This window comes from Saccharopolyspora sp. 6M (assembly GCF_020176775.1).
Lineage (GTDB): Bacteria > Actinomycetota > Actinomycetes > Mycobacteriales > Pseudonocardiaceae > Saccharopolyspora_C > Saccharopolyspora_C gregorii.
In genome coordinates this window covers 1-17,416 of record NZ_JAIUJZ010000152.1, presented here as the reverse complement: position 1 = coordinate 17,416, position 17,416 = coordinate 1, and the positions used below count along the sequence as shown (strand labels likewise).

The 17,416-nt window shown below is 72.9% G+C and carries 15 protein-coding genes and 1 pseudogene; 7 read left to right on the top strand and 9 right to left on the bottom strand.

From position 1 onward, the window contains the following. Nucleotides 1–58: 58 nt before the first annotated feature. From LCD31_RS19910 to infC, 7 genes are all read right to left on the bottom strand, one after another. Nucleotides 59–1,543, bottom strand: coding sequence for a serine/threonine-protein kinase (locus tag LCD31_RS19910; protein ID WP_224960153.1), 1,485 nt, complete (start codon nt 1,541–1,543; stop codon nt 59–61). Nucleotides 1,544–1,808: 265 nt separating this feature from the next. Continuing rightward, entirely contained in the window at nt 1,809–4,301 is a 2,493-nt protein-coding gene (pheT, locus tag LCD31_RS19905) for a phenylalanine--tRNA ligase subunit beta (RefSeq protein ID WP_224960151.1), read from the bottom strand. 36 nt (nt 4,302–4,337) lie between these two features. Beyond that, nucleotides 4,338–5,405: a phenylalanine--tRNA ligase subunit alpha gene (gene pheS, locus LCD31_RS19900; protein ID WP_224960149.1), complete on the bottom strand. Its 1,068-nt coding sequence runs from the start codon at nt 5,403–5,405 to the stop codon at nt 4,338–4,340. Nucleotides 5,406–5,637: 232 nt separating this feature from the next. Beyond that, the gene (locus tag LCD31_RS19895) at nt 5,638–6,474 is read right to left on the bottom strand and encodes an RNA methyltransferase (RefSeq protein ID WP_224960159.1); all 837 of its coding nucleotides are present in this window, start codon (nt 6,472–6,474) and stop codon (nt 5,638–5,640) included. After that, nucleotides 6,474–6,842, bottom strand: coding sequence for a 50S ribosomal protein L20 (gene rplT / locus LCD31_RS19890; RefSeq protein WP_224960147.1), 369 nt, complete (start codon nt 6,840–6,842; stop codon nt 6,474–6,476). The genes LCD31_RS19895 and rplT overlap by 1 nt, the downstream gene beginning before the upstream one ends. 94 nt (nt 6,843–6,936) lie before the next feature. After that, the gene (rpmI, locus tag LCD31_RS19885) at nt 6,937–7,131 is read right to left on the bottom strand and encodes a 50S ribosomal protein L35 (protein WP_224960145.1); all 195 of its coding nucleotides are present in this window, start codon (nt 7,129–7,131) and stop codon (nt 6,937–6,939) included. A gap of 151 nt (nt 7,132–7,282) precedes the next feature. Beyond that, nucleotides 7,283–7,792 carry a translation initiation factor IF-3 gene (infC, locus tag LCD31_RS19880; protein ID WP_374108151.1) on the bottom strand — a complete coding sequence of 170 codons (510 nt, stop codon included), beginning with the start codon at nt 7,790–7,792 and terminating at the stop codon, nt 7,283–7,285. Nucleotides 7,793–8,101: 309 nt separating this feature from the next. On the opposite strand from infC, the gene LCD31_RS19875 reads away from it, so the two are divergent. Next, nucleotides 8,102–8,512, top strand: coding sequence for a DUF1844 domain-containing protein (locus LCD31_RS19875; RefSeq protein WP_374108149.1), 411 nt, complete (start codon nt 8,102–8,104; stop codon nt 8,510–8,512). Nucleotides 8,513–8,518: 6 nt separating this feature from the next. Here LCD31_RS19875 and LCD31_RS19870 read toward each other — a convergent pair whose 3' ends face one another. Then, a complete protein-coding gene (locus LCD31_RS19870) occupies nt 8,519–9,049 on the bottom strand; it encodes a formaldehyde-activating enzyme (protein ID WP_224960143.1) in 531 nt (176 codons plus the stop codon). A 188-nt stretch (nt 9,050–9,237) separates the two neighbouring features. Further along, nucleotides 9,238–9,627, bottom strand: coding sequence for a RidA family protein (locus tag LCD31_RS19865; RefSeq protein WP_224960142.1), 390 nt, complete (start codon nt 9,625–9,627; stop codon nt 9,238–9,240). A gap of 115 nt (nt 9,628–9,742) precedes the next feature. Between LCD31_RS19865 and LCD31_RS19860 the strand changes: the two genes are divergently transcribed. From LCD31_RS19860 to LCD31_RS19835, 6 genes and pseudogenes are all read left to right on the top strand, one after another. Then, complete coding sequence (locus LCD31_RS19860) at nt 9,743–11,041, top strand: amino acid deaminase (RefSeq protein ID WP_224960141.1); 1,299 nt, start codon at nt 9,743–9,745, stop codon at nt 11,039–11,041. Nucleotides 11,042–11,057: 16 nt separating this feature from the next. Next, nucleotides 11,058–12,647, top strand: coding sequence for an amidohydrolase family protein (locus tag LCD31_RS19855; protein WP_224960140.1), 1,590 nt, complete (start codon nt 11,058–11,060; stop codon nt 12,645–12,647). Between the two features lie 19 nt (nt 12,648–12,666). Further along, complete coding sequence (locus LCD31_RS19850) at nt 12,667–14,058, top strand: GntP family permease (RefSeq protein WP_224960139.1); 1,392 nt, start codon at nt 12,667–12,669, stop codon at nt 14,056–14,058. 152 nt (nt 14,059–14,210) lie between these two features. Continuing rightward, the gene (locus LCD31_RS19845) at nt 14,211–15,164 is read left to right on the top strand and encodes an NADP-dependent oxidoreductase (RefSeq protein WP_224960155.1); all 954 of its coding nucleotides are present in this window, start codon (nt 14,211–14,213) and stop codon (nt 15,162–15,164) included. A 356-nt stretch (nt 15,165–15,520) separates the two neighbouring features. Further along, nucleotides 15,521–16,678 carry a lactonase family protein gene (locus LCD31_RS19840; protein WP_224960138.1) on the top strand — a complete coding sequence of 386 codons (1,158 nt, stop codon included), beginning with the start codon at nt 15,521–15,523 and terminating at the stop codon, nt 16,676–16,678. A gap of 161 nt (nt 16,679–16,839) precedes the next feature. Then, nucleotides 16,840–17,416: pseudogene (locus LCD31_RS19835) on the top strand (hypothetical protein); the annotation flags it as partial.

The window sequence follows — 17,416 nt, the reverse complement described above, 5'->3', positions numbered from 1 at the left end:
GGTGAATGGCCCACCCGCCCAACGAGAACGGACGGATGGGCCATTCACCTGAAGCGGGTCAGCGGGTCCGGCTGCTCAGCACCGTCGTCGCGGCGATCTTCCAGGAGGCGCCGTCCCGCACCAGCGTGTAGCGGGTCCGCTCCTCGACGGTGCGCCCGTCGTTGAACTGGTAGGTGATCGTGGCCTGCGCCGTGTTGGTGCCCTCGGTAGTCACCCCGGAGGCCTGCACTCCGGTGATGGGCTGCCAGAACTCGCGGAACGCGTCGTAGCCGCCCGCGTGGTTCGTCTGGTAGTCGGGGGTGAGCTGCTGCCAGGCCGCGTCGAGGTTCCCGGGCATGGCCGCGTAGTACTCGGAGACGACCTGGTCGGGGGTCTCCGGCTGCTGCGGTGGCTCCGGCGGTGCGGGCTGCTCGGCGGAGGTCGGCTCGTCCGCGGTGCTCGACGGCGCCGGTTCCTGGCCGGACGAGGGCTCGGGGCGCGGCTGCACCTCTTCGGAGGTCGCGGGCGGCGCCGCGGTGCGGTCGCCGCTGAGGTTTCCGGTCAGCAGCGCGGCCGCCACTCCGGCGCCGACGACGAGCAGCGCACCCACCAGGATCAGCCCGTAGCGCCCGCGGTTCCGGGGCTCTTGCGCCGGTTCCGCGACCGGGGCCGGCGCGGGCGCGGGCTTCTCCTCGCGCAGCGGGCGGGTCGGAGTGGGGATCGGGACCGCGGTGAACTCGGCCGGGAGTTCGTCACCCGCGGCGACCGCGGCGAGCGCGCGCTGCGCCTGCTGCATGGTGGGCCGCTGCGCCGGGTCGGCGGCCAGCATCCGCAGCAGCACCGGCCCCAGTTCGCCCGCGTTCTCCGGTGGGTCGAACTCGCCGGAGGCGACCCGGTGCAGCAGCACGATGGAGTTGTCGCCGAGGCCGAACGGTGGCCGGCCTTCCAGCGCCGCGTACAGCGTGGAGCCCAGCGAGTACACGTCGGTGTGGAAGTCGGCCTTGCCGCCCTGCGCCACTTCCGGCGCCAGGTACGCGGGGGTGCCCGCCAGCACGCCGGTGGTGCTCGCGTCGCCGAGCGCGCGGGAGATGCCGAAGTCGGTGATCTTGGTGATGTCGTCGGCGACGAGGATGTTGCCCGGCTTCACGTCGCGGTGCACGATCTTCGCGTCGTGCGCGGCGACCAGCGCGGCGGCGACGTCGGAACCGAGCTTCGCGACCTCCGGGACGGGCAGCGTGCCGCGTTCCGCGAGCACCGCTTCGAGGCTCCGCGAATCCAGGTACTCCATGATGAGGCACGGTCGCCCGTCCTCTTCCACCACGTCGTAGACCGCGATCGCGTGCCGGTGCATCAGCCGCGCGGTGATCCGGCCTTCGCGGATCGCGCGGCGCTTCGCCGTCTGCACGTCCTGGTCGTTCGACGATTGGCGCAGGTGCAGTTCCTTGACCGCGACCATGCGGTTGAGGCGCTCGTCGGAGGCCTTCCACACCACGCCCATCGCGCCACTGCCCAGCCTCGACTCCACCCGGTACCGCCCGGCGACCAGTCGATCCTGAGCGCTCATGACACGACTCCTCCACACCTCCGCGACGATCACTGCCACGATCGACTCTGCCAGGTCCGGAAACGTTCGCGAGCACAGGGGTGGACAAGCGGAATCCGCCGGAACCACTACTCCGCACGGCGCGGAACGGGCGTGCTTTCAGCGGAATCGGACGCGCGGAAGAAGCTCGGCGCGCAGCGGTCCGGAGACGAAGAAGAGCGGTCCGGAGACGGAAAAGGGCACCCCTCCCGGCTGGAAGGGGCGCCCTCGTCGCGTTGCTCTCGGATCAGGCGCGCAGCGCCGCTCCGAAGCGGGATTCGGCGGCCCGCACGGCCACGTCGCGGGCCTCGGTGGCCTCCTCCTGCTTGAGCGTGCGGTCCGCGGCGCGGAACCGCAGCGCCAGCGCGAGGGACTTCTTGCCCTCGGCCAGCTGCTCACCGGAGTACACGTCGAACAGCCGCACGTCCTCCAGCAGCTCACCGCCACCGGAGCGCACCACCTCGACCAGTTCCGCCGCGGGCACCTCCCGGTCCACGACCAGCGCCACGTCCAGCAGCACCGGCGGGTAGGCCGAGATCGACGGCGCCGGACGCGAATCCGGCAGCGGCAGCGCGTCCAGGTCGATCTCCATCGCGCAGGCCCGCTTCGGCAGGCCCAGCTCTTCGACGACCTTGGGGTGCAGCTCACCGGCATGGCCCACCACGGTCTCGCCGACCTTGAGCGCCGCGCAACGGCCCGGGTGCCACGGCGCGAGGTCGCCCGCGGTCACCGTCAGCTCCACCCCGGCGGCGCGCGCCACCGTGCGCGCGGCCTCGACGGCGTCGGCCCAGCCGGCCTCGCGACCCGGGCCCCACCAACCCTGGCGCTCCCGCTTGCCGGCCAGCACGACCGCGGCGTGCACGGGCTGCGCGGGCAGTGCGGCGTCCAGCGCGGCGATCTCCTCGTCCGCGGGGCGCTGCGCCACCCCGACCTCCGGCAGCGCCGGGGGCTGCTCGGCGGGCAGCACGACCTGTCCGATGTGGAACAGCGCCAGGTCGCGGCGACCGCGGGACACGTTGCGCTGCAACGAATCCAACAGCCCCGGCAGCAACGTCGTCGCCAGTTCGGAGCGCTCGGACTCGAGCGCGTTCAGCAGCGACAGCGCGCGGCGGCGCGGGTCGTCCTCGGCGATGCCGAGCTTGCCGAGCTCCTCGTCGCTGGTGAACGGGAACGGCAGCACCTCGACGTGGCCGTCGGCGGCCAGCGCCCGGGACACCGCGCGGCGGCGGCGCTGCTCGGGCGTGAGCCCCCGGCCGGGAGGCGCGGCGGGCAGCACCGACGGGATCGTGTGGTAACCCTCCAGCCGCAGCACCTCCTCCACCAGGTCGGCGGGCTGCTTCAGATCGGGGCGCCACGTCGGCGGGTGCGCGGTGACCAGGCCGACGCCCTCGTCGGAGGTGCCGACCTCGATGCGGCAGCCGATCTGCGACAACCGGCGCGCGGTGACACCGCGTTCGTAGAGCACGCCCGCGATCTTGTCCGGCAGCGCCAGCGGCATCGTCACCGCGGGCGGCGCCAGCGGCGCGCCCACGTCGGTGCGGCCCTGCGCGATGCGGCCCTCGCCGTAGCGCACCAGCAGCTGCGCGGCCAGCTCGGCGGCCACCGGGGCGACCGCCGGGTCCACGGTGCGCTCGAAGCGCTTGCCCGCCTCGCTGGGCAGCTTGTGCCTGCGGATGGTGCGGGCGATGCTCGCCGGGTCCCAGTTCGCCGCTTCCAGCAGCACGTCGTGGGTCTCCGGGCCGATCTCGGTGCTGGCCCCGCCCATCACGCCGGCGAGGCTCACCGGACCGGACTCGTCGCAGATCACGATGTCGTCCGGGTCCAGCTCGCGCCGCACGTCGTCGAGCGTGGTCAGCTCCTCGCCCTCGGCGGCGCGGCGGACCACCACGTCACCGGTGAGCTTCGAGGCGTCCCACGCGTGCAGCGGCTGGCCCAGCTCCAGCATCACGTAGTTCGTGACGTCCACCGACAGCGAGATCGAGCGGATCCCGGCCAGCGCCAGCCTGCGCCGCATCCACCACGGCGTCGGCGCCGTCGGGTCCACGCCGGTCACCCGGCGGAACACGAACCGGGAGCATGCCTGCTCGTCCTCGATGCGGACCGCGCGGGACTCCCGCTCGTCCTCCGGCACCGGCATCGAGGCCGGGTCGCCGAACGGGACCTCCAGCGCGTTGGACAGCTCGCGGGCCAGACCGCGCACCGAGAAGCAGTAGCCGCGGTCCGGCGTGATCGACAGCTCGATCACCGCGTCGTCCAGGCCCACCAGCTCGGTCGCGTCCGCGCCCGGGTCGGCGACACCCGCGGGCAGCACCAGGATGCCGTCGTGGTCCTCGCCGATGCCCAGCTCCTTGGCCGAGCAGATCATGCCGTCGCTGACGCGCCCGTAGGTCTTGCGGGACGCGATCTCGAACCCGCCGGGCAGGATCGTGCCGGGCATGGCCACGACCACGAGATTGCCCTCGGTGAAGTTCGTCGCGCCGCACACGATGCCCTGGGTGAGCCGCTCGCCGTCCTCGTCGTCGCCGACCTCCACCCGGCAGAACCGGATGGGCTTCTTGAAGCCGGTGAGCTCTTCGATCTCGGCCACGCGGCCGACCACCAGCGGGCCGCTCACCTGCGACAGGTGGGCGACCTCCTCGACCTCCAGCCCGATCCGGACGAAGGCCTCCGCCAGCGTGTCGGCGGTGGTGTCCGCGGGCAGCTCCAGGTGCTCGGCCAGCCAGGAAACCGGAATCCGCACTTGCTCAGGTCCTTCTCTCTCGCAGCGGGACGGTGATCAGGAGTCGATGCCGAACGGTTCGGTGAACCGCACATCGCCCTCGGTCATGTCGCGCATGTCGGGAATGCCGTTGCGGAACTGCAGGGTGCGCTCCAGGCCCATGCCGAACGCGAACCCGGTGTGCTTGGTCGGGTCGATGCCGCAGGCGCGCAGCACGTTCGGGTCGACCATGCCGCAGCCGCCCCACTCGACCCAGCCCGCGCCGCCCTTCTTCTGCGGGAACCACACGTCCAGCTCCGCGGAGGGCTCGGTGAACGGGAAGAAGCTCGGGCGCAGCCGCGTCACCGACTCCGGGCCGAACATGGCGCGGGCGAACGCGTCCAGCGTGCCCTTCAGGTGCGCCATCGTCAGGCCCTCGTCCACCGCCAGGCCCTCGACCTGGTGGAACACCGGGGTGTGGGTGGCGTCGAGCTCGTCGGTGCGGAACGTGCGGCCCGGGCACACCAGGTACACCGGCAGCTCGCGGCTCAGCATCGACCGGATCTGCACCGGCGAGGTGTGCGTGCGCAGCACCAGCCCCGAGTCCTCCGGGCCCACGTGGAACGTGTCCTGCATGGTGCGCGCCGGGTGGTCCTTGCCGAAGTTCAACGCGTCGAAGTTGAACCACTCGGCTTCGAGCTCGGGGCCGTCGGCGACCTCCCAGCCCATCGCGACGAACACGTCGCTGACGTGCTCGGTGAGCTGGGTGATCGGGTGCCGGGCGCCCGCGGGGACCCGGCCCGAGGGCAGGGTGACGTCCACGGATTCCTCGCGCAGCACCTTCTCGTCGCGCTCGGCCTGCAGCACGGCGCGGCGCTCGTCGAACGCACCCTGAATCGCCTGCCGGGCCTCGTTGACGCGCTTGCCCGCTTCGGACCGGGCCTTCGGCGGCAGCGCGCCGATCTCCCGGCGGGCCGTCAGCAGCGGCGAACGCTCCCCCAGGTGCGCGGGCTTCGCGGCGGCGAGCTCGTCGAGGTCCGCGGCCTCCTCGAACCCCTTGCGGGCTTCGACGACGGCGCGGTCGAGCGTCTCCGGCGCGAGCGCGGCGACCTCCTTGGGGTCGTACGAGTCGTTGGCTCCAGACATCGTTACTGCATGACTCCCGTCATTCGTCAGGCGACACTTGTCAGGCGTGACAAGCACGGCGTGACCCGCCCGGCATGACCATTTCGTCCGGCCCGCCCACCGGGCTCCCGATGGGCCTGCACCTGCTGGGTGACCTGCGGATGCGTGCCGCAGCCGTTCGAGTCTAAGCGACCCGGTCGAGCGCTTTTCGCGCAGCCGCGTTCCTGGGCGTGTTCACCTGCGCGAGGGTCGACTACCCGCGGTGCCGCTGGGCCCGCGCGGAGGCGTACAGGCAGACCGCGGCGGCGGTGGCCAGGTTCAGGCTCTCCGCACCGCCGTAGATCGGCACCCGCAGCGTCGCGTCCAGTTCGGCGAGGACCTCCGGCGGCAAGCCGTGGGCCTCGCTGCCGAACACCCACGCCGTCGGAGCCGCCAGTTCCCCGGCCACCGACGCCGTGTCCAGGTCGCCCTCGGCGTACCCGTCGGCGCCGACCAGGCGCAGGCCCGCGGCGCGGCAGGCCGCGAGCACCGCCGACGCGTCCCGGTCCCGCGCCACCGGCAGGTGGAACACGCTGCCCGTCGACGCGCGCACCGCCTTGCCGTTGTACGGGTCCACGGTGTCGCCCGCGAACAGCACCGCCCCCGCGCCCGCGGCGTCGGCGACCCGCACCACCGTCCCGGCGTTGCCCGGGTCGGAGATGCCCAGCAGCACCGCCACCAGCGGCGGCCGCTCGGCCAACGCCTCGGCAGGTGTCGTGGTGGGCAGCGCGCACTGCGCGACCAGCCCTTGCGGGGTGACGGTCTCCGACAGCGAAGCCGCGGCCCGGTCGGTCACCACGTGCAGCGGAACGTCGACCTCGGGCAGTTTCGCCGCCTGTTCCTCGGTGGCGAACAGCGCGCGCACCTCGGCCCGTCCCGCGGCGTGCGCGGCGAGCGCCTCGCCGACCGCCTGCGCGCCCTCCGCGAGGAAGGCGTCCGCCCGGTCCCGGCCGGCGCGGCGGGTGAGCTTGCGCGCGACAACGACCCGGGACGATCGCTCCGTCAGCGGAGGTGTCCCGGGCCGTTGCTGCTCGTGCGTGCCCTCGGTGATCAGGCCGCACCTTCCGGCAGGTGCTTCTTGGCGACGTCCACCAGCGCGGCGAAGGCCTGCGGGTCGCGGACCGCGAGGTCCGCCATGATCTTCCGGTCCACCTCGACGTCGGCGGCCTTCAGGCCCTGCACGAAGCGGTTGTAGGAGAGGCCGTTCTGCCGGGTCGCCGCGTTGATGCGGGTGATCCACAGCTTCCGGAACTCACCCTTGCGGGCGCGCCGGTCGCGGTAGGCGTAGACGTTCGAGTGGAGCGTCTGCTCCTTGGCCTTGCGGTACAGCCGGGAGCGCTGGCCGCGGTAACCGCTGGCCTGCTCGAGAATGCTGCGGCGCTTCTTCTGGGCGTTCACTGCCCGCTTGACGCGTGCCACGGGTCCGTCCTGTCGATCTCATCGGGGGCGGCGGACCGCCCTGGGGGGCTGGGAGCGCTGGAGAGCCTGAGCGCCGCGTTGCGCGGCGCCGGGCTCAGCGGCCCAGGAGCTTGTTGATGCGCTTGACGTCGTTCTTGGCGACGGCCTCGGTGCCCTCCAGGCGACGGGTCACCCGGCTGGACTTCTTCTCCAGGATGTGGCGACGGCCCGCCTGCTCGCGGCGGAGCTTGCCACTGCCGGTGACCCGGAAGCGCTTCGCGGTCCCGCTGTGGGTCTTGTTCTTCGGCATCTCTCAATCCTTCTCATACGGGGTCCGCCGCGGAGCGGACTCCACGGCGGACCTGATCGGCCCTTGCACCCGACCGGCGCCGGCAACCGACCAGGCATCGGCGGGGCCCCGGCTCGATCGGCCGGGGCGGCACCCGATGCGTCCGGTGGCCTTACGCGGTCGCCTTCGGCTTGGTCTTGTTCGTCTTGTGCGGCGCCAGGACCATGATCATGTTCCGGCCGTCCTGCTTCGGGTTGGCCTCGATGAACCCCAGTTCGGCGACGTCGTCGGCCAGCCGCTGCAACAGACGAAAGCCCAGCTCGGGACGCGACTGCTCACGACCGCGGAACATGATCGTCACCTTGACCTTGTGACCCTGGCCGAGGAAGCGGGTGACGTGACCCTTCTTCGTCTCGTAGTCGTGCGGGTCGATCTTCGGCCGGAGCTTCTGCTCCTTGATGACGGTCTGCTGCTGGTTGCGGCGCGATTCGCGAGCCTTCTGCGCACTCTCGTACTTGAACTTGCCGTAGTCCATGAGCTTGCAGACCGGCGGGCGCGCCTGCGGGGCGACCTCGACAAGGTCCAGATCCGCTTCCTGCGCCAGGCGGAGCGCGTCCTCGATGCGGACGATGCCGACCTGTTCGCCGTTCGGTCCGACCAAGCGGACTTCGGGCACGCGGATGCGGTCGTTGATGCGCGTCTCCGTGCTGATGGGGCCTCCTCGGTTCGATGCTTCGGTCGTTCTGCAGCCTCGGCGCGTGAAGCTCGCCCCTGGACGTGCAGTAGTCCCGCGGGAATTCCGGATGCACCGGAACCGCGAGACCCTACTCCTACCGATCGAACCGGTACCGCAATACCGCTCGCACCACCGGCGTACCGCCGGTGGGACCGGACCCGGCGGCCTGAGAGTCGGCTGCACGGGTGGGAGCGGGGCTCCACTTTGCCGCCCCCGACTGCGCGGGGGCTGGTCGCTCATGTCAGGGTACCAGTCGTGAACGAAGCGCAGCCGACCCCGCCCCCCGAAAGCACTCCGGAGCAGGGCTCGGGATCGAGCTCGCCCGCCGAGGCGGACTTCGGCACCAACGTCCGCGAGCTCGTGGATGTTCCCAGCGTCGAGGTCATCAGCCGTGCCGCGGTGATGCTGATGTCCTCCGCCGCCGAGAAGCTCGGCCTGGGCGACGAGGACCCGGATACCGCGCCGAGCCGCGACCTGGACGAGGCGCGGCGGCTGATCACCGCGCTGGCCGGCCTGGTCACCGCCTCCGTCGAGTACCTGGGCCTGCACGCCGCGCCGATCCGGGACGGCCTGCAGAGCCTGCAGCGCGCGTTCCGCGAGGCCAGCGCCGTGCCCGACGCGCCCGGCCAGGGGCCCGGCGAGAAGTACACCGGCCCGGTGCACTGACCTCGGTCAGCTCCCCCCGTAGTAGGGGTGGGTGAGCCGGTCCCGGTCGTCGACCAGGCCGCGCACCTGCTCCTTGGTGTGCCCGGTGACCGCGTCCCGGACCGCCTCGCCGACGGCCTCCCGCGCGGAGTAGCGGACCGCGGTCTCGTCGTCGGCGTCGTGGTCCAGCCACAGCGAGACGAACACCATCGTCTCCTGGTCGGGTTCCAGCAGGCCTTCGGCCACCGAGTCGAGCACGCCCTGCGCGGTGCCGACCTGGCAGGCGCCGAGGATCAGCGCCGCGGTCCGGCCGGAGGCGGCCACCTCGTGCCCGACGAGCAGCGTCGGCGGTTGCACGGCCACGCAGGCGTGCGGCGCGTCGCCGACCGAGACCAGGATCGGCGCGAGCCGCTCGGTGGGGACCGTGAGCGTGGTGAGCAATCCGGCGGCGGTGGTGCCACCGCGGCGGGCCAGCACCACGATCACCCGGCAGCCGTTGGGTTTCCGCCCGCCCCAGCCCTGCGCGAGCCGGCCGTCCAGGTCGCCGAACGTGGTCATGCACGCCCTCCTTGACCAACCGCGCCGGCCAGGGCCGGACGGACCGGGTGACTGATCGACACCCTCCGAGCACCGCACCCGGTTGTCAAGGCCGGGTGCGGTGAGCGGTCGTCCGGCCGCGACCGGCTTCCGGGAGGCCCGCGCGGCCTTCAGCGCGGCTGGTCCCCGGAACGGAGCAACCCGCCCGGTCAGTCCCCGAGGACGGCGAGGGCGTCGATCTCGACGAGCAGTCCCGCGGGCAGGCCGACGTAGACCGTGGTGCGGGCCGGGTAGGGCTCGCCGACGACGCGGGCGTAGGTCTCGTTCATCTCGGCGAACTGGGAGACGTCGGTCAGGTAGACGCGCAGCATGATCACGTCCTCCAGGCCGGCGCCCGCGGCCTCCAGCACGGCGATGACGTTGCGCAGTGCGCGCTCGGTCTGCTCCGGCACGCCACCGGCGACGATCTCCCCGGTGGCCGGGTCGACCGGGGTCTGCCCGGAGACCTGCACGATGCCGCCCTTGCGCACGCCCGGGGACAGCGGGATGTGCGGCGGCGGGGTGGGTGCGGCGTCGCTGGTGATGATCTGCCTGGGCATGGTTCCTCCTGCGCTCGGGCGGTCTGGCGGGCGGCGCGGAATTCGTCTGGACCACCGCGCCTCCGGTGGGCCTATCATCTCCCGATCACTTCGCGCTCGTCGCACTGGAGGCGCTTTGTCCCCGACCACTCCCGGCATCGACGACCAGGCCGTGTCCGCCCTGCGGCAGGACGTGCTCGACTGGCGGTACAAGGGCCTGCCGAGCGGGGCGTCCGGCAGCACCGCGGCGGAGTTCCTGGCGACCCGGCCGACGCTGTCCGGCTCGGGGTTCACCGGCCCGGTGCTGGTGCTGGACGAGCCCGCGCTGGAGCACAACCTCTCGACGATGGCCCGGTGGTGCCAGCGGCACGGGGTGCTGCTCGCCCCGCACGGGAAGACGACGATGGCGCCGCGGCTGTTCCAGCGCCAGCTCCAGCACGGCGCCTGGGGCATCACCGCGGCGAACGTCGCGCAGCTGCGGGTGTACCGGGCGTTCGGGGTGCGGCGGGTGCTGCTGGCGAACCAGCTGCTGGACCCGGACGGGCTGCGGTGGCTGAGCGGCGAGCTGGACCGGGACCCGGAGTTCGAGTTCAGCTGCTGGGCCGATTCGGTGGCCGGGGTGGAGCTGATGGCGGCCTCCTGGACCGGTGAGCGTCCGCTGGACGTGCTGGTCGAGCTCGGCTGGGAAGGCGCCCGGACCGGGGTGCGGTCGGTCGAGCGGGGCGTCGAGGTGGCGCGGGCCGTCGCGGCGAGCCCGCGGCTGCGGCTGGCCGGGGTCGCCGGCTACGAGGGCGCCGCCGCGCACGGCACCGGGGACGACGCCCTGGCCACCGTGGACGACTACCTGGCCCGGCTGCGGGAGCTCGTCGACGAGGTCGAGCGCGCCGGGCTGTTCGAGACCGCGGAGATCATCGTCTCCGGCGGCGGCAGCGCCTACTTCGACCAGGTCGCCGAATCCCTCGCGGCGCCGTGGCCCACCAGCGCCCGGGTGCTGCCGGTCCTGCGCAGCGGCGCCTACCTGACGCACGACGACGGGCTGTACCGCCGCAACTCCCCCTTCGGCCGGGCGCACCGGCTCGCCGGGGACGAGTCGCCGTTCCGGCCCGCGATGCGGGTCTGGGCGCAGGTCACCTCCCGGCCCGAGCCCGGGCTGGCGCTGGCCACGCTGGGCCGCCGGGACGTGTCGTTCGACCAGGACCTGCCCGAACCGCAGGTGGTGCGCGGCGCGGACGGGGTCGTGCGGGAGCTGACCGGGTGCGCGGTCACCTCGCTCGCCGACCAGCACGCGTTCCTGCGCGTCCCCGAGGACGGGCCGCGGATCGGCGACTGGGTGGGGTTCGGGTTGTCGCACCCGTGCACGGTCTTCGACAAGTGGCGGTTGATCCCGGTCGTGGACGGGGACAGCGTGGTCGATCTGGTGCACACCTTCTTCTGAACCTGCGGAGGTCGGGATGGACGGGGTCTTCGAGGGCGCGACGGTCGTCGACGGCAGCGGGGCGCCCCGCTACCGCGCCGACGTGGCGGTGGCGGGCGAGCGGATCACCGAGATCACCGCTCCCGGGACGCTCGGCGGGCGGGAGGTCGTCGACGCGGACGGGCTGGTGCTCGCGCCGGGCTTCATCGACATGCACTCGCACTCCGACCTGCAGATCCTCGCCGAACCGGACCACCTGGCGAAGGTCTCGCAAGGGGTCACGCTGGAAGTGCTCGGCCAGGACGGGTTGTCCTACGCGCCGGTCGACGACGCGACGCTGGCCGCGGTGCGCGCCCAGATCGCCGGGTGGAACGATGATCCGCCCGGGTTCGACTGGAACTGGCGCGGCGTGGGCGAGTACCTGGACCGGCTCGACGCCGGGATCGCCGTCAACGCCGCCTACCTGGTGCCGCACGGGACGCTGCGGATGCTGTGCGTCGGCCACGACGACCGGCCCGCCACCGGGGCCGAGCTGGACCGGATGCGGCGGGTGCTGGCGGAGTCGCTGGACGAGGGCGCGGTGGGGATGTCCTCCGGGCTGACCTACACGCCGGGCATGTACGCCTCGGAGGCCGAGCTCACCGAGCTGTGCCGGGTGGTCGCCGCGCACGGCGGGTTCCACAGCCCGCACCACCGCAGCTACGGGGCGGGCGCGCTCACCGCCTACGCGGAGATGATCGAGGTGAGCCGGGCGTCCGGCTGCCCGCTGCACCTGGCGCACGCGACGATGAACTTCGAGGTCAACCGGGGGCGGGCCGGGGACCTGCTGGGGCTGGTGGATTCGGCGCTGCACGCGGGCGCGGACATCACGCTGGACAGCTACCCGTACCTGCCGGGCGCGACCTCGCTGCACGCGCTGCTGCCGAGCTGGGTCGCCGAAGGCGGGGTGGAGGCCACGCTGGAGCGGCTGCGCGACCCCGAGCTGCGGGTGCGGATCCGGCACGACATGGAGGTCAGCGGCTCCGACGGCTGCCACGGGGTGCCGATCGACTGGTCCGCCATCGAGATCAACGGGGTGCGCGACGCCGAGCGCAACGGGCACCTGGTCGGGCTCAGCATCGCCGAATCGGCGCGGCGGACCGGCACGACGCCCGCCGAGGTGTTCTTCGAGGTGCTGCTCTCGGAGCGGCTCGGCACCTCCTGCCTGATGCACGTGGGGCACGAGGAGAACGTCCGCGCGATCATGCGCCACCCCGCGCACACCGGCGGCAGCGACGGGCTGCTCGTCGGCGACCGGCCGCACCCGCGCGCGTGGGGGACGTTCCCGCGCTACCTGGGGCACTACGTGCGGGAACTGGGCGTGCTGAGCCTGGAGGAGTGCGTCCGGCACCTCACCTCGCGTCCCGCCGACCGGCTCCGGCTGCCGGACCGCGGCCGCGTCCGGGAAGGCGCGATCGCCGACCTGGTGCTGTTCGACCCGGACACCATCGCCGACACCGCCACCTTCGACCGGCCGCGCAGCACCGCGACGGGCGTGCACCGGGTGCTGGTCAACGGGGTGCCGGTCCTCGACTCCGGGCGGCGCACCGGCGCGCTGCCCGGCCGTGCGGTGCGCCGCACACCTTGACACCACAAGGGAGTCCACTGTGGATGGTTTAGTGCACTGGTTGCAGCACGACACCGCGGGTCTGCTCACGTTGTGCGCGGCGGGGATCGCCGCCCTGCTGCTGATGATCATCCGGTTCCGGGTGGAACCGTTCATCGCCCTGATCATCACCGGGCTGCTGCTGGCGCTCGTCGCCGGAGTGCCCGTCACCGACCTCGTCGGTTCCGCGCAGAAGAGCAGCGAATCCCTGCTGGAGAGCGGTTTCGGCAGCATCCTCGGGCACATCACCGCCATCGTCGGGCTCGGCGCCGTCCTCGGTGCCGTGCTGGAGGCCTCCGGTGGCGCGCAGCTGCTCACCCGCAGGCTGCTGGCCGCGTTCGGGGAGAACCGGGCGCCGCTGGCGATGGGGTTGTCCGGGCTGCTGTTCGGCATCCCGGTGTTCTTCGACATCGGCATCTTCGTGCTCGCGCCGCTCGTCTACAGCGCGGCGCGCCAAGGCGGGCGGTCGATCCTGCTGTACTGCCTGCCGCTGGTCGCCGGCCTGTCCATGACGCACGCGTTCCTGCCGCCGCACCCCGGGCCGGTGGTGGCCGCCGGGCTGCTCGGCGTAGACCTCGGCTGGGTCATCCTGATGGGGCTGGCGTGCGGGATCCCCGCGTTCGTCGTCTCCGGTGTGCTGTTCCCCGCCTGGATCGGCAAGCGGCTGCACGTGGACGTGCCGGACACCGCGCCGCCCGCGGAACTCGGCTCCGCTCCCGGCGACGAGCCGAAGCTCGGCGTGGTCGCGCTCGTCATCGGGTTGCCGATGCTGCTGATCCTCGGCGGGACGTTCGCCAGCATCACGCTGCCGCCCGGGGCGGCGCTGGACGTGCTGACGTTCCTGGGCAACCCGGTGGTGGCGCTGACCATCGCGGTGCTGATCGCGTTCTGGCTGCTGGGCACCAAGCGCGGGCTGACCGGGCCGGACCTGGCGACGCTGACCTCGACCGCGCTGCGGCCGCTGGGCATGATCCTGCTGGTCGTCGGCGCGGGCGGGTTCTTCGGCAAGGTGCTCGCCGAGACCGGTGTCGGCGAAGCGCTCGCCGGCACCCTGGAGGCGTCCGGGCTGCCGCTGATCGCCTCGGCGTACGTGATCAGCTCCGGGCTGCGGATCGCGCAGGGCTCGGCGACCGTGGCGATCGTGACCACCGGCGGGATCGTGGCGCCGCTGGTGGCCGGGCTCGGGTACTCGCAGCCGCAGCTGGCGCTGATCGCCGTGGCCATCGCCGCCGGTTCGATCATCGCCTCGCACGTCAACGACGCGGGGTTCTGGATCATCTCCCGGTACTTCGGGATCTCGACGAAGGACACGCTCAAGACCTGGACGGTGCTGGAAACGATCCTGTCCGTCACCGGGTTCGCGATGGCGGTGTTGCTGAGCCTGGTCGTGTAGCCGGTGTCGATCGGTGGCGGCCCGGGTATCCCGGCCCCCCCACCTCGATGCTTCCCGCCGGGTAGCAGCAGACCTTGCGGGTGCGTACCCCTCGGCGGATAGCTTCGGCGGCGACCGGACATGACGGGAAAGGGACCATGAGCGACAAGACCATGCGCGCCATCAGCCAGGACCGGTTCGGCGGACCGGAAGTGCTGCACGAGACCACCGCGCCCCGCCCCGCGCCGCTGCCCACCGAGGTGCTGGTGCGCGTCGTGTCCGCCGGGGTCAACCCGGTGGACTGGAAGACCCGCGAGGGCGGCGGGATGGCCGGAGTTCTCGGCGAACCGCCGTTCGTGCTCGGCTGGGACGTCTCCGGCATCGTCGAGGAGATCGGCTTCGGCGTGCACACGCTGGAGGTCGGCGACGAGGTCTACGGCATGCCGTGGTTCCCACGCCGGGCCGGGGCCTACGCCGAGTACGTGACCGCGCCCGCGCGGCAGTTCACCCGCAAGCCGGTGGGCCTGGACCACGACCACTCGGCCGGGGTGCCGCTGGCCGCGCTCACGGCCTGGCAGAGCCTCGTGGACCTGGCCGGGGTCACCCGCGGGCAGCGGGTGCTGGTGCACGCCGCGTCCGGCGGGGTCGGGCACTTCGCCGTGCAGTTCGCCGCGCACGCGGGCGCGCACGTGATCGGCACGGCGAGCGCCGCCAAGCAGGACTGGGTGCGGGAGCTCGGCGCCGCCGAGGTGATCGACTACCGCGCCGCGCGGTTCGAGGAGGAGACCGGCGAGATCGACGTGGTGCTGGACCTCGTCGGCGACGGGATCGACCGGACCAGCACCCGCTCGCTGGACGTGCTCAAGCCGGGCGGGCTGCTGATCGCGGTGCCGTCCGGGGTGGCGCCGGAGCTGCTCGACCTCGCCCGGGAGCGCGGGGTGCGCGCCACCGGCTACCTGGTGGAACCGGACGGGCCCGCGCTGAGCACCATCGCCGGGCTCATCGACGACGGAACGGTGCGCACCCGGATCGACGAGGTGCTGCCGCTGGCCGAGGCCGCCGAGGCGCACCGCCGCGGCGAGCAGGGGCACGTGCACGGCAAGCAGGTGCTGCGCGTCGAGTCCTGAGGTGCCCCCGGGAGGACAGCGCAGCGAGGAAATCACTGACTGCCGGTCTTTGAACCCCGCCCGGCAGGTCGTGTCAGTTTCTTGTCAGCGGCGGAGCCGCTGAGCTGCCGACCACGTATGCAACCAGACCACCCGCGGGTTCTCAGCGGTTCCCTCGCGAGGACAGCGATTTCGCTGTGTACGGGCTTGGTACATGAGAAATCGATCCCGCAGCGAGGGAACCGCTGAGGTTCCGCTACCCGAGTGCTCCGCACGCCGAGTTGAAAGGCCCGGGGACGATTGGGCCATTGTGGTCTAGTCCATTGTCGAGGCATGGGGTGAGATGGGCGCCGATGCACCCGATCGAGGAGAGCACCGTGCCCGGACCCGACCAGTCCCCGAAGACGCACACCCCGAACGCGCACACCTCGAATGCGCTGCGCCGCCGCGGCTTCCTGGGCTTGCTCGCCGGGGCGAGCGCGCTGCCGCTGCTGCCCGCCGCCGCCTCCGCCGGTGCCCGCGCGACGTCCGAGCCGGCCACCACCACCGCTTACATCGGCAGCATGAGCTCCACCGGCGGCCGCGGCTTCGAGGTCGCCGCCTTCGACACCGCCACCGGAAAGCTCACCGCCACCACCGCGGTCGAGGGCGTGCCGGACGCCTCGTTCTTCGCCACCTCCGCCGACGGCCGCGTCCTCTACACCACCAACGAGCTGGAGCAGGGCTCGGTCACCGCGCTCGACATCACCGACCCGGCCGCGCCCGCCGTGCTCGGCAGCACCCCCACCGGCGGCGCCGGGCCGACGCACCTCGCCGTGCACCCGGCGGGGCACCTGCTCGCGGCGAACTACACCGACGGCACCGTCTCGGTGCACCCGCTCGACGCGGACGGGCGCATCGGCGACGCCACCGACCTGGTGCGCCACGACGCCGCCGAACCGCACGCCCACCAGGTGCTCGTCGCGCCGGACGACGAGCTGGTGGTCGCCGTGGACCTCGGTGCGGACGCGGTGTTCGTGTACGCGCTGGAGAGCGGGAAGCTCGCGCAGCGGCAACGCCTCGACCTGCCCACCGGGACCGGGCCGCGCCACCTCGCCTGGCACCCGGACGGGAACCGCGCCTACCTGCTCGCCGAGCTCGCCTCGACGATCACGGTGCTCGACTGGGACGGCGCCGCCTTCACCGCCGGGCAGGTCATCGGCACCCGCGACGACGGCGCGGCCGGGGAGAACTTCCCCGCCGAGATCGCCGTCACCGGCGACGGCGCGCACGTGTACGCCTCCAACCGGGGCGACGACGCGATCGCCGTGTTCGCGGTGCGGGAGGACGGGCTGGAGCGCGTCGGCAGCACACCCACCGGCGGGCAGTGGCCGCGGCACTTCGCGTTCGCCCCCGACGGTGCGGCGCTGCACGTGGTGAACCAGCACTCCGGCACCATCACCCGGCTACCCCGCGACCCCGGGACCGGCCTGCTCTCCCCCGCCGAGGAGTCCGGCGCCTTCGCCTCGGCGGTGGTGCTCGCGTTCGCGCCCTGACCGGTCGGCGGACGCCGGATCGGGCCAGGGGCGCGGCCGAACGAGCGAAGCCGCGCGGACTGAGTGGCGAGAACCCGCATCCGCGCGGCGCACACCTCCCCCCGGACAGGTGAGATCGCTACTCTGAGTGGTTCGCTTCGGCGGCATCGAGGGGGTTCGCGATGAGCGAGAACAGCACCATCCCGGTCAAGGAGTTGCGCTCGGTCATCGGGTCGCGGTGGCGGCGCCCCCGCCTGCTCACCGCGGTCGGCGACCAGCCGATCTTCCACCTGGTCCGGCCGGCCCGGCCGCACGACCTGACCACCCAGCTCGGCGGTCACCTCGGCAGCGGGGTGCCGCACGTGCTGATCAGCGCGGACCAGCCGCTGCCGGAGAACGACCTGGACCGCTCGGTGCTGATGCGGGAACAGCTCCTGGACAAGGTCGCGCTCGGCCTCGGCGGGCACGACTCGCGGCGTTGGCAGGGGCGGATCCGCTTCCACCGCTACGCCCTGGCGAGTTACCTGCTGCAGCACAAGCTGGAACCGCCCGAGCCGGACGAGGTGCCGAACCGGCAGGCCCGCGACCTGCTGCGGACCTACGCGCGCAGCAGGCTGCTCCGGCTCAAGAGCCGCAGCGCGGAGCCCGACGGAGCGGGTTCGGGGGGGGGGGGGGGGGGCGGGGCCGCGCCGCCGCCCCGGCCCCCCCCCCCCCCCCCCCCCCCCGGGGGGGGGGGGGGGCGGGGGGGGGCGCGAGGCT

Coding starts and splice junctions, on each gene's coding strand:
- LCD31_RS19910 (WP_224960153.1), bottom strand. CDS start 1,543: ATGAGCGCTCAGGATCGACTGGTCGCCGGGCGGTACCGGGTGGAGTCG.
- pheS (WP_224960149.1), bottom strand. CDS start 5,405: ATGTCTGGAGCCAACGACTCGTACGACCCCAAGGAGGTCGCCGCGCTC.
- rpmI (WP_224960145.1), bottom strand. CDS start 7,131: ATGCCGAAGAACAAGACCCACAGCGGGACCGCGAAGCGCTTCCGGGTC.
- LCD31_RS19870 (WP_224960143.1), bottom strand. CDS start 9,049: ATGACCACGTTCGGCGACCTGGACGGCCGGCTCGCGCAGGGCTGGGGC.
- LCD31_RS19865 (WP_224960142.1), bottom strand. CDS start 9,627: ATGCCCAGGCAGATCATCACCAGCGACGCCGCACCCACCCCGCCGCCG.
- LCD31_RS19855 (WP_224960140.1), top strand. CDS start 11,058: ATGGACGGGGTCTTCGAGGGCGCGACGGTCGTCGACGGCAGCGGGGCG.
- LCD31_RS19845 (WP_224960155.1), top strand. CDS start 14,211: ATGCGCGCCATCAGCCAGGACCGGTTCGGCGGACCGGAAGTGCTGCAC.